Below are 13,009 nucleotides of genomic sequence, written 5' to 3' on the forward strand. Positions count from 1 at the left end.
AGCGGGGACCGGGTCCCGCACATCGCGCGAACCCGGCCTACGCTGGCGACGAGCGGTTGGTGCGGGTGCGATCGGACGCCAGGGTCTGGAACAGGAGAAGCGGTTGACTCGGTCTGCAAGCATTGGTTTCGAGTTCGTGGCCCCGATAACAGTTTCGGGGACGCTGAACGCACTGGTCGCCGCCGGCTGCTCGCTTTCCCATCGAGGGCAAATCAGTTACGTGTTCGACGAGAACACCATGTTCGACTGGGTGCACGCTGACGACCGGCAAGTAGGTGATCTTCTTGCCCAAGCAGACGCCACACCGGCAGATCTCGTGACGGTGGGGTTTTCGATCCTGTTGGACATACCAAGCGAAGTGGGTGGCGAATTACTCTTTCACCAGGGAAGGTCGGAGATATCGTTCGTAGCCTCGATAAACCGCAGGAAGCTCGGCGGCCCATCCAATTTCTCCGACCTCGGCTGGTACCTGAATCGACTCATTCCGATCTTCGAGCCGCTGGGGCTGCTGGACGTTCAGGCAACGGATTTGGCCTAGCTCATCAGGCCTGCACCTCCACCGAGTTCGCTGCGACATGACGGCCTAGCGCTCGTTTCTCCACCACCAGGAACAGCCAGTTCAAGACATTCCCCAGGACCCCAACCAACACGATCCAAGCCCACACAGCCGACAGATCGAAGCTCTGGCTGGCGAAAAGAAACTGATAACCAATCCCGTTCGTAGCGCCGACGAGCTCCGAGATCACCATCAGCACCAGAGACAGCCCAAGCGCGATCCGCATGCCCGAGAAGATCTTGGGAAGCGACGCCGGGAGGATCACCACGAACAGCAGCCGTAGCCGTCGGGTTCCGAACACCCTGGCCGTGTCGACCATGATCGGGTCCACCGACTGCACGCCCTGGACCGTGTTCAACAGCACCGGCCACACCACGCCGAAGACTATCGTGGCCAGCTGGACCGGGGTGCCGATCTTGAACAGCACCAAGAACACCGGCAAGAGCGCCGGCGCCGGGAGTGCTCGGCCGAAGTTGATCACCGCGTCCGCGTAGTCGAGGCCTGCTCGAGACCGGCCCAGCACCAGACCGAAAACCACTCCCGCCGCGCTGCCGATGAGCCAGCCGGTCAGCAGGCGGCCCAGGCTGGGCATGATGTTCTCGATCGCCAGCCTGGTCAGGAACAAGTGGCTCGGCGGGCCGGCGAACCACAGTTCGTGCATCTTTCCGGCTATCTCTACCGGGGTCGGGAAGTACGCGTCGTCGAAGTACGCGGTCAGGGCCTGCCACACGACCACACCGATGACGAACACCGCCCACCGCTGGAGGACACCCCTCATCGCGGCTCCCCCGGCGCCCACACGACGAACTTCCGTTGCAGCGCCGCGAATGCGCTGTTGCTCAGGTATCCGACGAGTCCGGCGAGGACCGCTCCAGCGAGCACGACGTCCAAGTGGCCGCTCTCCTCTCCGTACCGGATGAGGTAGATCCCGATACCACGGTCGCCGCCGAACACCAGCTCTGTCGAAACCACCACCAGCAATGCGAACGTCGATGCGATGCGCAGGCTCGTGATCGCGAACGGCACCACGTCGGGCAGCTTCACCCACAGGAGCACCGACAGCCGGCCGAGGCCGAAGGTTCGCGCCGTTTCGATGTAGCCGCGCTCGACCTCGCCGAGCGCGTAGACGATGTTGAACACAATCGGCCAGATCGCCGCGTACGCCGCGAGCGTGATCTTCGTTCCCGGTCCGTCCGAAAGAATGATGTAGAACAGCGGCCACCACATGATCGCCGGGATCGGGCGCAGGAACTCGATCACCGCGCCCGCCGCCGTGCGCACCACCGGGATGCTGCCGAGCAGCAGGCCGCCGGGGACCGCGATCAGCGCCGCGACGCCCAGCGCGATCAGCCACGCGAGGAGCGTCGCGACCAGGTCGAGCTGGAACTCGCGCTCGCCGAGCATTCGAACCAGCGCGACGACGACTTCGGACGGTGGCGGGAAGTACTCCCGCGCGATCACGCCGGAGCGGCTGAACCCCTCCCAGGCGAGGAGGAGCACAGCCACCCCGGCCAGACGGCGGAGGAACCGGCGCATCACCTACGACGCCGGCGCCTGGTAGATCATCGGACCGACGTCGAACTTCTGCTTGAGGTCACCGTAGGTCAGCATCAGGTCGGCGACCTTCTGCAGCCGGGCCCGGTCGACCGCAGCCGGGAAGACACCGACGCCGGCCGCGTTCGCGACACCCGGCTCGATCTTGGCGTAGTCCTGCAGGGTCTTCCGGACCATCTGCTCGTCGGCCAGGTCGCCCTGCCCCTTGGCCATCGCGCGGGCGAACGCGGCGGTCGTCTTCGGGTCGTTCTTGACGAAGTCCGCCGGCGCGACGTAACCGCTGATCGAGAAGTCCGCCACCGGCCCGGTCGCCCGGTCGACCACCACCTTGGCACCGAGCTGCTGCTTGGCCATGGTCAGGTTCGGCTCCTGCAGCGACATGACGTCGATCTGCCCGGTCTGCAGGGCGTTGAGGGCGTTCGCGGTCGGGATGACCTTGAACTGGACGCCGCCGGGATCGACCCCGGCGGCCTTGATGACCGCCTTGCTGGTGAGCGTCACGTTGCCGACCAGCGCGTTGACGCCGACGGACTTGCCCGGCAGGTCCTTCGGCGAGCTGATCGGCGACTGCGGCATCGCGACCAGCGCGGTCATCCCCGGCTTGGCCTGCAGGCCGTCCGCGACCGTCCGCAGGTCGACCGTCCCCTCGGACTGGGCCGCGATGAACGAGGTCCAGTTGCCGAAGGCGAAGTCCAACTCCCCCGTTTTGAGCTTGGGCACCGCCTCGGTGGCGCTCTTGATGGTGACCAGCTCGACCTGCAGGCCCTCGGCGCCGAAGTAACCCGCGCTGCGTGCCCGCTCGAAGCCGGCGATGTCGATCAGCTGCGGGATGATGCCGACCTTGACGGTGGCCTTCTCGACCTTGTTGTTGCTGCCGGCGTTGTCGTCCGACCCGCCGAGCAGGCCGCACCCGCCCAGCGCGGCGACAGCGGAAACGACGGCTGCGGCGGTGATCCACCGCCGGAATGTGTTCATGGGGCCCCTCCCTCGATGACGGGAAGGGAGACTACCGGTTCATTGTCGTCCAACCGGGCGGCAATGGGAAAATAAGTGACGGGCAGGAGGGGGAAGTCCTCTCATCGGATTGCCATGGGGAGACAACGATGACCAAACCGGACGAACTGCGCCCCGAGAACCGGATCGGCGCGGTGCTCGTCAGCTCGCGTTCGCTCGACGAATACCGCCGGATGTTCGCCCTCACCGACGCCGACCTCGCCGGGCGGATCCTCGACTGCCCCGGCGGCGCGGCCAGCCTGACCGCGGAGGTCAACGCGGCCGGCGGGACGACGCTGGCGTGCGACCCGGTGTACGAGCGCCCGGTCGAGCAGGTCCGGGAGGCCGCGCTCGAGAGCCTGCGCCGCGGGTACGCCTACCACCAGGCCAACCCGGACGAGTACGTGTGGACGTACTTCCGCGACCCGGGCCACTACCTGGAGTCGCGGACCCGGTCGGTGGAGCTGTTCGCGGCCGACCGCACCGCGCACCCGGAGAACTACCTCCGGGCCGCGCTGCCCGCGCTGCCGTTCCCGGACGGGGAGTTCGACCTGGTGCTGAGCTCCCACCTGCTGTTCAGCTACGCCGACCGGCTCGACCGCGCGTTCCACGTGGCCAGCCTGCGCGAGCTGGCGAGGATCGGCCGCGAGGTCCGCGTGTTCCCCTTGGTGCCGATGGGCCTGGCCGAGAACCCGGAGCTGGCGCCGGTCCGCGCCGAGCTGGCGGCGGCCGGGCTGCACACGGCCGTCCGGCCCGTGGACTACGAGTTCCAGCGCGGCGGCGACGCCATGATGACGATCAGCCGGGCCACCCACGAGTGATGTTCCGTTACACACGTTGACGTCATGTCCGAGATCATCGCGGGAGTGGACGTTCCCGAGACCGCGGCCGTCGCCGAGGCGACCCGGCTCGTCCAGGCCACGACCAGTCCCCCTCCTCTATCACCGCCGCGGCCGCCGAAACCGTCTGGAGGGCCATCGCGCTGCACACGACCCCGGGCATTCCCGGCCGCATGGGGCCGGAGATCGCCACCACGCATTTCGCGGTGCGGACCGACATCCTCAGCACCTATCTCGACGGCCTGAAGAACCGCCCGGAGACGGCCAGCTGACGCACGCGGCCCGGCGAAGACCACCCCGAAAGGAACCGCCATGCAAGCCGTCACCGTACGAGACCGCGACGCCGGTGTCGGCGGGCTCACCCTGACCGACCTGCCCCACCCGCACGCCGCCGAGAACGACGTCATCGTTCAGGTGCACGCCGCCGGCTTCACGCCCGGCGAGCTCGACTGGCCCGCCACCTGGACCGACCGCGCGGGCCACGACCGGACGCCGAGCGTGCCCGGGCACGAGCTGGCCGGGGTGGTCGTCGACTCGGGTACGGCACCACCGGTTTCACCATCGGCCAGCGGGTGTTCGGCCTCGGCGACTGGGCCCGCGACGGCTCCCTCGCCGAGTACACCGCCGTCGAGGCCCGCAACCTCGCGCCGCTGCCCGCCGACATCGATTACGCCGTCGCCGCGGCGCTGCCGGTTTCAGGGCTGACGGCGTGGCAGGGCCTGGTCGACCACGCCGGGCTCACGACCGGGCAGACCGTCCTGATCCACGGCGCGGCCGGCGGGGTCGGCTCGATCGCCGTCCAGCTCGCGCGCGAGCTCGGCGCCCGGGTCATCGGCACCGGCCGGGCCGCCGACCGCGACGTCGTGCTGGAGCTCGGCGCGCACTCCTTCGCCGACGTGGCCGCCGATCCCTGGTCCGGGATCGGCGAGGTCGACGTGGTCCTGGACGTCATCGGCGGTGACGTCCTCGAGCGCTCGGCCGCGCTGGTGCGCCCGGGCGGCACCGTCGTGACCATCGCGGAGCCGACCGCCGTGCGGCCGAAGGACGGGCGCACCGTCTTCTTCGTCGTCGAGCCCGACCGCGCGCGGCTGGCGGACCTCGCCCAGCGGGTGCGGGACGGCCGGCTGCGGCCCCTCGTCGGCGACGTGCGCCCGCTCGCCGAAACGGCCGACGCGTTCACCCGTCGCCGCCGCACTCCCGGCAGGACGATCATCCAGGTGTTGTCAGACTGACTCCGCCGGGAAGTCGCCGACCCCGTTCTCGGCCAGGTCGAAGGCCTGGTTGATGAACCCGACCTGCTCCTTCCGGACGACCTCCGGCTCGTCGCCGGCCATGATGCGGCTCATCGCGTGCGTGAAGATCGTCGTGATCGCCGTGGTCACCAGGCCGGCGACCATCCGGGAGCGGAAGGCGTCCCCGGTCTCCTTCTTGAACACCTCCGCCAGCGCGTCGGCGATCTCGCGCTCCTGCTCGTACCAGCGCGCCGTCAAGGCCGGGCTCGAGGTGAGCACCCACCAGAACCCGGGGCCGCCGGCGATGGCGCCCGACAGCGGGTGGCCGGCGGCCAGCAGCTCCTGCTGGTGGTTTCGCAGCGCGGCCACCACCGACGTGCCCGCGGGGCGGGACGTCACGGCCGCCACGAGGTCGGCCAGGCGGTCGGCGTGGCGGTCGAGGAACAGGTCTTCCTTGCGCGGGAAGTAGTTGAACACGGTCATCTTCGAGACGCCGGCCGCTTCGGCGACCTCCGCGACCGTCACCTCGTCGAAGCCGCGGTGGATGAACAGACCCGTCGCCACGTCCGCGATCAGCTGGCGGGTGGCCCGTTTTTTCCGTTCGCGCAGTCCGTCGTCCACCATGAGCCGAGAGTATAGACTGATCATAAAGTTTGACTCGGTAAAAGTTTGTCGGCATCATCGGAGCCATGAACAGGGATGTGGTGATCTCCGGGGGCGGACCGGTCGGGCTGATGCTCGCCTGCGAACTGCGGCTCCACGGCGTCGACGTGCTCGTGGTCGAACGGCTGCCCGAACCGGACCAGACGATCAAGGCGGGGTCGATCAACCTGCCGACGGCCGAGGCGTTCTACCGCCGCGGCATGCTGCCCGCGCTCGACGAGAACGTGCGGCAGAACTTCGAACGGATCCAGGAGTTCCTCAAGTCGCGCGGCGGGGGCGGGCCCGGGCCGAAGCCCGTGATGCCGGTCGGGCACTTCGCCGGGATCATGGTCGGCGCGAATGGGGTCCACTTCGACGACCCCGACTTCCGCGACGTCGGGCCCGCGGCCCGGGTCGTCGTGATCCAGCAGCAGGCCGTCGAGGCGATCCTCGGCGAACGCGCGAAGGAGCTGGGGGTCGAGGTCCGGCGCGGCGCCGAGGTGACCGGCTTCGACGCCGACGACGACGGCGTGACCGTCCGGATCGGGGACGAAGAGGTCCGCGCGGGCTGGCTCGTCGGCTGCGACGGGGGTCGCAGCTTCGTCCGCAAGCAGGCCGGCTTCGCCTTCCCGGGCACCGATCCCGCCATCACGGGACGGCAGGCGATGGTCGAGCTCACCGGCGCCGACGGGCTGCCCGGCGGCTGGCAGCACGGCACTGGCGGCCTGTACGTCCACGGGCCGATGCCGGGGCGGATCCTCACCGTCGAGTTCGACGGCCCGCCCGCCGACCGCGACGCGCCGATCACCGCGCAGGAGCTGGAAGACAGCTTCCGGCGGGTGTCCGGCGCGGACGTCCGGGTGACGAAGGTGCACAGCGCGACCCGCTTCACCGACAACGCCCGCCAGGCGGCGACCTACCGCCAGGGCCGCGTCCTGCTGGCCGGCGACGCGGCGCACGTCCACTCGCCGTTCGGCGGGCAGGGGCTCAACCTCGGTGTCGGGGACGCCGTCAACCTCGGCTGGAAGCTCGCCGCGACGATCCGCGGCTGGGCGCCCGGCGGCCTGCTCGACAGCTACACCACCGAACGCCACCCCATCGGCGAGTGGGTGCTCGAGTGGACCCGGGCGCAGGTCGCGCTGATGCGCACCGACGCCCGGACCCGGGCGCTGCGCCAGGTCGTCACCGATCTCCTGCACACCGACGACGGCGCGACGTACCTGGCGAAGAAGCTCTCCGGCGTCCTGCACCGCTACCCGATCGAGGACGAGCACGACCTCACCGGCCGCGGGGCGCCCGACTTCGCGTTCGCCGACGGCACCCGGCTCGGCGAGCACCTCCAGGACGGCCAGGCGCTCCTGCTGGACCTCGCCGAGAGCGCCGACGTCCGCGACGCGGCTTCCGCGTGGGCCGGGCGCGTCCGGGTGCTGAGCGTGAAGTGCGAGAGCGAGCCGTCCCTCACCGGCGTGCTGGTCCGGCCGGACGGGCACATCGCCTGGGCGCGGGAGGACGGCACGACCGCGGGACTGGCGGACGCGCTGCACCGGTGGTTCGGCGAGCCCGCCTGACTTGCACGCCAGGCGCCGACAACGACGTCGACGCCTGGCGTGTGCTGGGCCGATCGAGTGAATTCCCGGAAGGCGGTAAACCGGATCAGCGGCCGGCAGTGATGCGGCTGAGGGGCGACGGATCCAGGAACGGAGACCCGTGCGTGCGAAACGGGCACTGATCGGGTTCACGGCACTCGCCGCCGCGCTCACCGGAACCTCTCTCACGGCTCCGGCCGCCTCCGCGGCGCCCCGCTACGGCCGCCCCGACCTGTACCTCTGCTTCTACTTCAACAGCGGCTTCGCGTCGCAGTCGTTCGGCATGTACAGCGGGCACGACTTCACCGCCACCATGAAGAACAACAACGCGAGCTTCCGGTGGCCGTCGGCGGGCGCGATCTTCAGCGACTGCGCCAACCGCGACCAGGGCTAGCGCGGGATCGCGTCGACCACGGGGAGCACGGCGAAGACCACCAGCACGTAGGAGGTGAACAGCCACTCCTTGACCAGCAGCTCAAACGTCGCTTTTTCGCCGATCGGTTCGACCACGCAGCGCAGGCCGAAGAGCGCCCTGCCGAGCGTGGCGCCCCACCACCACTGCAGCAGGACCCGGTGGGCGAACGACACCACCGCGTACGTCGCGATCGCCGTGAGCAGGAACGGGAAGCCCAGCCGCGCGGCGACCACGAGGGCCGCCGTGAGGTGCAGCGCGAGGTCGAGCACGATCGCCCACGTCCGCCGCCACTGGGCGGGCTCGCCGTGGCCGCGGCGGCGTACGACCGACAGCGAGGGGTCCTCGTCGGCCCGCGGTTTTGTTTCCATGCCTGCTTCACGCGCGAGCCCCGCGAACGGTTGTCATCCCTCCGCAGCCAGTTGCACGGCGACGTCGATGATCATGTCCTCCTGGCCGCCGACCAGCGCGAGCTCACCGCAGCGGCGGAGGATCGCCTGCGCCGGGACGCCGTAGCGCTCGGCCGCGCGTTCGGCGTGCAGCAGGAAGCTCGAGTAGACCCCGGCCCAGCCCTGCACGATCGCGTTGCGGTCCATCTTCGGCCAGCGCCGCAGGTACGGGCGGACGACCTCCTCGGCCGCGTCGAGCAGCGCGCCGACGTCGAGGCCGGTCGTGATCCCCAGCCGGTCGAACACCGCCGCGAGGACTTCGGTCGGCGAGTTCCCGGCTCCCGCGCCGAGCGCGCAGAGCGACCCGTCGATGTAGCGGACGCCGGCTTCGTGGGCGAGCACGGAGTTCGCGACGCCGAGGCTCAGGTTCTGGTGGCCGTGGTAGCCGACCCACGCCGTGTCGCCGACTTCGGCGACCAGCGCTTCGAACCGTTCGCGGGCTTCGTGCATCAGCAGCGCGCCGGCGGAGTCCGTCACGTACGCCGCCTGGCAGCCCGCGTCGACCATGATCCGGGCCTGTTTCGCGAGGTCCTCCGGCGGTGTCCGGTGCGCCATCATGAGGAACCCGGCCGTCTCCATCCCCAGCTCCCGCGCGAGCCCGAAGTGCTGCGGTGAGACGTCGGCCTCGGTGCAGTGGGTTGCCACGCGGACCATCTCGGCGCCCGCGTCGAACGCGCGCTGGAGGTCTTCGGCGGTGCCGATTCCCGGCACGAGCAGCACGGCGATCTTCGCCTGCGTCGCTTCTTCGCGCGCCGCGGCGATCAGCTTCAGCTCGTCGACGGCGGAGAACCCGTAGGTGAACGACGAGCCGCCGAGGCCGTCGCCGTGGGTCACCTCGATCACCTCGACGCCGGCGCGGTCGAGCGCGCGCACCGTGTCGCGCACCTGCTGCTCGGTGAAGCGGTGCGCCATGGCGTGGCTGCCGTCGCGCAGGGTCGTGTCGACGATCCGGACGTCGTGCTTCAGCTCCGGGCGGGTCATGCCGGCACCTCCTGCTTGGCGCGGGCCATCAGCTCGCCGACACGGGCGGCCGCGGCGGTCATGATGTCGAGGTTCCCGGCGTACTCGGGCAGGTAGTCGCCGTTGCCGCGGACCTCGAGGAAGATCCCGACCCGCGCGTGGCCGTCCCATACCTCGCGCGCGTCGTCGAACTGCGGATCGGCGCGGAGCGAGTAGCCGGGCACGTACTTCCGCACTTCGTCCGCCATTTCGTGGATCGACGCGGTGATCGCGTCGCGGTCGGCGTCGAGCCCGATCGCGCAGAACACCGTGTCTCGCATGATCATCGGCGGTTCGACCGGGTTGAGGATGATGATCGCCTTGCCGCGGCCGGCGCCCCCGATTTCGGCGACAGCGCCGGACGTCGTGCGGGTGAACTCGTCGATGTTCGCGCGGGTTCCGGGGCCCGCGCCGCGGGACGCCACCGACGCGACGATCTCCGCGTACGGCACCGGCGTCACCCGGGAAACCGCGTGCACCATGGGAATCGTGGCCTGGCCACCGCAGGTGATCATCGAAACGTTGGGCGCGTCGAGGTGGGCGCCGAGGTTCACCGGCGGGCACACCATCGGGCCGAGGTGCGCCGGGGTCAGGTCGATGGCCTGGATGCCGGCTTCCTCGTACCGCGGCGCGTTCGCGGCGTGGGCCTTCGCCGACGTCGCCTCGAACACCAGCTCCGGCAGGGGGTCCTGGCGCAGCAGCCAGTCGACCCCCTCGGCGGACGCCGCGATCCCCTGCGCGCGGGCGCGGTCGAGCCCGTCGGACTCGACCACCCCGACCACGTAACCGACTTCGAGTACCTCACTGCGTCGCAGCTTCGCCAGCAAATCGGTGCCGATGTTGCCGGGGCCGACGATCGCCGCCTTCACGGGAGCCATGCCCCGACCGTCGCACCGCGGCCGGGTGTCGGGACAGCGGGGTGTTCCGACCAGCGGAACGTCGGCGACCGTGGGCTTCCCGCCGGTTTGATCGACTCGGGATCGGGGCAGCTTGGACGCGTACCGACCGAGGAGGTCCGATGGCGGAACGAAACCACTGGCACGTGATCCCGAGGACGGCCCCGCTGTGCTGGCTCAGCCTGGCGGCGGGCGTGCTCCTGCTGGTGTCGAGCATCATCACGCTGACGACGGCGGCGAACGTGCCGGTGCTGGCTGTGGTCGTGGCGGTGCTGGCGGTGGTGTTGATGGCGCTGGCCGGGGTTGGGCTGGCGCGGCCGGACCTGCGGGGCCGCTGACCGGACCCGGCTCAGCGGGGGCGACGGCGGGTCGTGGTGCTCCGGCGCGGAGTGGTCGGCTTCTTCGTCGTCGCCGTGGGGGTGTGCGCGCGGGTCTGGGTCGTCCCGGGTGCGGTTGTCGTCGCCACCGGGGAGTCCGTTGTGGCCGGTGCGGTGGTCGTGATCGGCGTGGTTGTGGTCGGCGGTACCACCTGGCCGCTGCCCGACCGCGCGCCCGTGCAGGCCGTCGCCACCAAGGCGGCCGCCAGAACCGGACCACACCAGCACATTCGCATCTTCGCCGACGCTAGCAGCGCCGGGCGCGCAAAACTGGCGAACGGCAAAACCGGAGCGGGCCCGTCCCCAACCCTGGGACGGGCCCGCTCTTCAGTCCACCACCTCCGCCCGCGAGCGCGCGCAGCCCGGACACGCGGACCACCGGGACTCGGTCGCCGTCGAACCCGTAGCGGGTCAGCAGCTCCCGGACCTCGAGCTCGACCAGGTCGAGTAGGTCCTCGTCCTCGGCGAGGTCGGCCTTGTTGAGCGCGACCACCAGGTGCTCGACCCCGATCCGCCGGTCGAAGGCGACGTAGTGGTTGGCGCCGCCCTGCTCGGCGAGCACCTTGGTGATGGCCGCGGCGAGCGCGGTCTTGCCGTGGTCGGATGCGCGGAAACCGGGCGAGCGCGTCAGCTTCGAGCGCCGGTGGACACAACCGGGAACAGCCGTGCCGAACGGGCGCTCGGCAGGGACAGGCCTGCGAGCGTCGCGCGATCGGACACGAGGAACATGCCGGGAAGAGCGCCACGGCGGCGGTCGCCGTGGCACCGGGTCTTCCTAGGAGCGCGGCCGCATCACGAGCGCGGCGACGTGGTATTCGCACGCGTCGTCACCGCGGTTGGCATAGGAATGCGTTACGTCGGCGGGAAAGTAGACCGAATCCCCCGCGTGCAGCACGTACTCCTCCGATCCCACACCGAGGTGCAGCGTGCCCGCCGAGACCGCGACGAACTCGTGGGAACCCGGGGCGTACGCGGGGAACGTGCCCGCGTCGACGTGCGGCGGCAGCGTCGTGCGGATCCATTCGAAGTTGACGCCGGGGACGACCGGCGTCAGCACCGTGCGGCGCCAGCCGCCCGGCTCGGCGACGTGCTCCTGCGCGGCCGCGCGGCGGAGGATCACCCGGTCGGCCTCGAGGTCGGCCAGCAGCCGCGAAAGCGACAGCCCGAGGCCGTCCGCGATCCGTGACAGCACCACGACCGTCGGCGTCTTCTCGCCGCGTTCGATGGCCGACAGCATGCTGACGCTGACCCCGGCCGCCTTCGCCAGTGCGCTCAGCGCCAGCGCCCGGTCGGCGCGCAGGTCGTGCAGGCGGCGGCCGAGGGCGACGGGATCGATCATTCCTCTATAATACAGATTATGTCCACTATAGAGGAAATACGGCCGGTGACCGAGGCCGACGCCGAGGGCATCGCGGCGGTCTTCGCGCCGTACGTCACCGACTCGGTCGTCACCTTCGAGACCACCCCGCCGACCCCGGCGCAGTGGCGCGCGACGATCCGGGCGAGCGAGCTGCCGTTCCTCGTGCTGGCGAACGGAACCGACGTCCTGGGGTACGCGCTGGCCACGCCGTGGCGGCCGAAACCGGCGTACCGGTTCTCGGTGGAGACGACGATCTACCTCGCGCCCGGCGCCACCGGCCGCGGACACGGCCGGCGCCTGCTCGACGAACTGCTCAAGCACTGCAGTGAAGCCGGGGCGCGGCAGGCTGTCGCCGTGGTAGTCGACTCCGGCAGCCCCGCGTCGCGGAACCTGCACCGCGCGGCCGGGTTCACCGACGCCGGTGTGCTGCGCCGCGTCGGGTTCAAGCACGACCGCTGGCTCGACACCGTCCTGATGCAGCGCGAACTCGGCCAGTGGCCGGTCAGCGCGACTTCGCCCGCAGGTGCAGGCGCTCCCCCTGCTTCCCGAACAGGCTGAGGATCTCCGCCGGCCGGTCGACCGCGCCGAACCAGTGCGGGAGCCGCGTGTCGAACTCCGCCGCCTCGCCCGGGCCGAGCGTCATGTCGCGGTCGGCCAGCACCAGGCGGAGGCGGCCCGACAGGACGTAGAGCCACTCGTACCCTTCGTGCACCTGCGGGTCGGGCTCGCTCGTGTCCGGCTCGAGGATCATCTTGAACGCCTGGGGCGCGCCCGGCTGGCGGGTCAGCGGGAGCACCGTCATCGCCGTGCCGTTGTGGCGCGGGATGCGGCGCGCGGTCAGGCGGACGCGCGGGTCGCCGACCTCCGGGGCGCCCACCAGCTCGTCCAGCGGAACCTGGTGGGCCTGGGCGATCGGCAGCAGCAGCTCCAGGCTCGGCTTCCGCTGCCCGGACTCCAGCCGGGACAGCGTGCTCTTCGAAATGCCCGTCGCCGTCGACAGGTCCGCCAGCGTGACCCGCCGCTGGGTGCGGACCCGCTTGAGCCGGGGGCCGACCTCGGCCAGGGCCTGGGTGATCGCGTCCGTCATGCCCCCAGGAAACGCCGTCGTTGCGGA

The 13,009-nt window shown here is 70.5% G+C and carries 17 protein-coding genes and 1 pseudogene; 8 read left to right on the plus strand and 10 right to left on the minus strand.

The window, feature by feature from the left end:
- The first annotated feature begins 220 nt into the window (after positions 1-220).
- Positions 221-538: a hypothetical protein gene (locus ACZ63E_RS37735; protein ID WP_465341121.1), complete on the plus strand. Its 318-nt coding sequence runs from the start codon at positions 221-223 to the stop codon at positions 536-538.
- Positions 539-542: 4 nt separating this feature from the next.
- On the opposite strand, the gene ACZ63E_RS37740 is transcribed toward ACZ63E_RS37735, so the two are convergent.
- From ACZ63E_RS37740 to ACZ63E_RS37750, 3 genes are read right to left on the minus strand one after another with little or no spacing between them, the layout of a single operon-like run.
- The gene (locus tag ACZ63E_RS37740) at positions 543-1,334 is read right to left on the minus strand and encodes an ABC transporter permease (protein WP_465341122.1); all 792 of its coding nucleotides are present in this window, start codon (positions 1,332-1,334) and stop codon (positions 543-545) included.
- A complete protein-coding gene (locus ACZ63E_RS37745; protein WP_465341123.1) occupies positions 1,331-2,062 on the minus strand; it encodes an ABC transporter permease in 732 nt (243 codons plus the stop codon). Before ACZ63E_RS37745 ends, ACZ63E_RS37740 begins: the two co-directional genes overlap by 4 nt.
- Positions 2,063-2,095: 33 nt before the next feature.
- Positions 2,096-3,085: an ABC transporter substrate-binding protein gene (locus ACZ63E_RS37750; protein ID WP_465341124.1), complete on the minus strand. Its 990-nt coding sequence runs from the start codon at positions 3,083-3,085 to the stop codon at positions 2,096-2,098.
- A gap of 128 nt (positions 3,086-3,213) precedes the next feature.
- Between ACZ63E_RS37750 and ACZ63E_RS37755 the strand changes: the two genes are divergently transcribed.
- The 3 genes and pseudogenes from ACZ63E_RS37755 (at position 3,214) to ACZ63E_RS37765 (ending at position 5,174) form a co-directional block, all read left to right on the plus strand.
- Complete coding sequence (locus ACZ63E_RS37755; RefSeq protein ID WP_465341125.1) at positions 3,214-3,924, plus strand: methyltransferase domain-containing protein; 711 nt, start codon at positions 3,214-3,216, stop codon at positions 3,922-3,924.
- Between the two features lie 330 nt (positions 3,925-4,254).
- A pseudogene (locus ACZ63E_RS37760) lies at positions 4,255-4,428 on the plus strand (NADP-dependent oxidoreductase); the annotation flags it as partial.
- An 86-nt stretch (positions 4,429-4,514) separates the two neighbouring features.
- On the plus strand, positions 4,515-5,174 hold the full coding sequence (locus ACZ63E_RS37765) for an NADP-dependent oxidoreductase (RefSeq protein WP_465341126.1): 660 nt from the start codon (positions 4,515-4,517) through the stop codon (positions 5,172-5,174).
- On the opposite strand, the gene ACZ63E_RS37770 is transcribed toward ACZ63E_RS37765, so the two are convergent.
- On the minus strand, positions 5,166-5,798 hold the full coding sequence (locus ACZ63E_RS37770; RefSeq protein WP_465341127.1) for a TetR/AcrR family transcriptional regulator: 633 nt from the start codon (positions 5,796-5,798) through the stop codon (positions 5,166-5,168). The genes ACZ63E_RS37765 and ACZ63E_RS37770 overlap by 9 nt on opposite strands.
- Positions 5,799-5,863: 65 nt before the next feature.
- On the opposite strand from ACZ63E_RS37770, the gene ACZ63E_RS37775 reads away from it, so the two are divergent.
- Positions 5,864-7,384 (plus strand): FAD-dependent monooxygenase, encoded by a 1,521-nt coding sequence (locus ACZ63E_RS37775; RefSeq protein ID WP_465341128.1) that lies wholly within the window; start codon positions 5,864-5,866, stop codon positions 7,382-7,384.
- A gap of 139 nt (positions 7,385-7,523) precedes the next feature.
- Positions 7,524-7,796, plus strand: coding sequence for a hypothetical protein (locus tag ACZ63E_RS37780; RefSeq protein ID WP_465341129.1), 273 nt, complete (start codon positions 7,524-7,526; stop codon positions 7,794-7,796).
- Here ACZ63E_RS37780 and ACZ63E_RS37785 read toward each other — a convergent pair.
- The 3 genes from ACZ63E_RS37785 to ACZ63E_RS37795 are packed head-to-tail and all read right to left on the minus strand — an operon-like array spanning position 7,793 to position 10,140.
- Complete coding sequence (locus tag ACZ63E_RS37785; RefSeq protein WP_465341130.1) at positions 7,793-8,185, minus strand: RDD family protein; 393 nt, start codon at positions 8,183-8,185, stop codon at positions 7,793-7,795. The two genes, ACZ63E_RS37780 and ACZ63E_RS37785, sit on opposite strands and share 4 nt — an antisense overlap.
- Before the next feature lie 33 nt (positions 8,186-8,218).
- Positions 8,219-9,244 carry a 4-hydroxy-2-oxovalerate aldolase gene (gene dmpG / locus ACZ63E_RS37790; RefSeq protein WP_465341131.1) on the minus strand — a complete coding sequence of 342 codons (1,026 nt, stop codon included), beginning with the start codon at positions 9,242-9,244 and terminating at the stop codon, positions 8,219-8,221.
- Positions 9,241-10,140 (minus strand): acetaldehyde dehydrogenase (acetylating), encoded by a 900-nt coding sequence (locus ACZ63E_RS37795; protein ID WP_465341132.1) that lies wholly within the window; start codon positions 10,138-10,140, stop codon positions 9,241-9,243. Before ACZ63E_RS37795 ends, dmpG begins: the two co-directional genes overlap by 4 nt.
- A gap of 140 nt (positions 10,141-10,280) precedes the next feature.
- Between ACZ63E_RS37795 and ACZ63E_RS37800 the strand changes: the two genes are divergently transcribed.
- Positions 10,281-10,496 carry a hypothetical protein gene (locus ACZ63E_RS37800; RefSeq protein WP_465313954.1) on the plus strand — a complete coding sequence of 72 codons (216 nt, stop codon included), beginning with the start codon at positions 10,281-10,283 and terminating at the stop codon, positions 10,494-10,496.
- A gap of 286 nt (positions 10,497-10,782) precedes the next feature.
- Here ACZ63E_RS37800 and ACZ63E_RS37805 read toward each other — a convergent pair whose 3' ends face one another.
- Positions 10,783-11,097, minus strand: a complete 315-nt coding sequence (locus tag ACZ63E_RS37805) for a GTP-binding protein (protein ID WP_465341133.1) — start codon at positions 11,095-11,097, stop codon at positions 10,783-10,785.
- 213 nt (positions 11,098-11,310) lie between these two features.
- Positions 11,311-11,874, minus strand: a complete 564-nt coding sequence (locus tag ACZ63E_RS37810) for a helix-turn-helix domain-containing protein (RefSeq protein ID WP_465341134.1) — start codon at positions 11,872-11,874, stop codon at positions 11,311-11,313.
- 18 nt (positions 11,875-11,892) lie between these two features.
- Between ACZ63E_RS37810 and ACZ63E_RS37815 the strand changes: the two genes are divergently transcribed.
- Positions 11,893-12,453 carry a GNAT family N-acetyltransferase gene (locus ACZ63E_RS37815; protein ID WP_465341135.1) on the plus strand — a complete coding sequence of 187 codons (561 nt, stop codon included), beginning with the start codon at positions 11,893-11,895 and terminating at the stop codon, positions 12,451-12,453.
- Here the strand turns inward: ACZ63E_RS37815 and ACZ63E_RS37820 are convergent.
- The gene (locus ACZ63E_RS37820) at positions 12,398-12,982 is read right to left on the minus strand and encodes a helix-turn-helix domain-containing protein (protein WP_465341136.1); all 585 of its coding nucleotides are present in this window, start codon (positions 12,980-12,982) and stop codon (positions 12,398-12,400) included. The genes ACZ63E_RS37815 and ACZ63E_RS37820 overlap by 56 nt on opposite strands.
- Between the last annotated feature and the right edge of the window lie 27 nt (positions 12,983-13,009).

Source organism: Amycolatopsis sp. NPDC104819, from assembly GCF_055583145.1.

Excerpts from the sequence above, each read along its gene's own strand:
- ACZ63E_RS37740 (WP_465341122.1), bottom strand. The coding sequence starts at position 1,334 with ATGAGGGGTGTCCTCCAGCGGTGGGCGGTGTTCGTCATCGGTGTGGTC.
- ACZ63E_RS37750 (WP_465341124.1), bottom strand. The coding sequence starts at position 3,085 with ATGAACACATTCCGGCGGTGGATCACCGCCGCAGCCGTCGTTTCCGCT.
- ACZ63E_RS37755 (WP_465341125.1), top strand. The coding sequence starts at position 3,214 with ATGACCAAACCGGACGAACTGCGCCCCGAGAACCGGATCGGCGCGGTG.
- ACZ63E_RS37770 (WP_465341127.1), bottom strand. The coding sequence starts at position 5,798 with ATGGTGGACGACGGACTGCGCGAACGGAAAAAACGGGCCACCCGCCAG.
- ACZ63E_RS37775 (WP_465341128.1), top strand. The coding sequence starts at position 5,864 with ATGAACAGGGATGTGGTGATCTCCGGGGGCGGACCGGTCGGGCTGATG.
- ACZ63E_RS37785 (WP_465341130.1), bottom strand. The coding sequence starts at position 8,185 with ATGGAAACAAAACCGCGGGCCGACGAGGACCCCTCGCTGTCGGTCGTA.
- dmpG (WP_465341131.1), bottom strand. The coding sequence starts at position 9,244 with ATGACCCGCCCGGAGCTGAAGCACGACGTCCGGATCGTCGACACGACC.
- ACZ63E_RS37795 (WP_465341132.1), bottom strand. The coding sequence starts at position 10,140 with ATGGCTCCCGTGAAGGCGGCGATCGTCGGCCCCGGCAACATCGGCACC.
- ACZ63E_RS37800 (WP_465313954.1), top strand. The coding sequence starts at position 10,281 with ATGGCGGAACGAAACCACTGGCACGTGATCCCGAGGACGGCCCCGCTG.
- ACZ63E_RS37810 (WP_465341134.1), bottom strand. The coding sequence starts at position 11,874 with ATGATCGATCCCGTCGCCCTCGGCCGCCGCCTGCACGACCTGCGCGCC.
- ACZ63E_RS37815 (WP_465341135.1), top strand. The coding sequence starts at position 11,893 with ATGTCCACTATAGAGGAAATACGGCCGGTGACCGAGGCCGACGCCGAG.
- ACZ63E_RS37820 (WP_465341136.1), bottom strand. The coding sequence starts at position 12,982 with ATGACGGACGCGATCACCCAGGCCCTGGCCGAGGTCGGCCCCCGGCTC.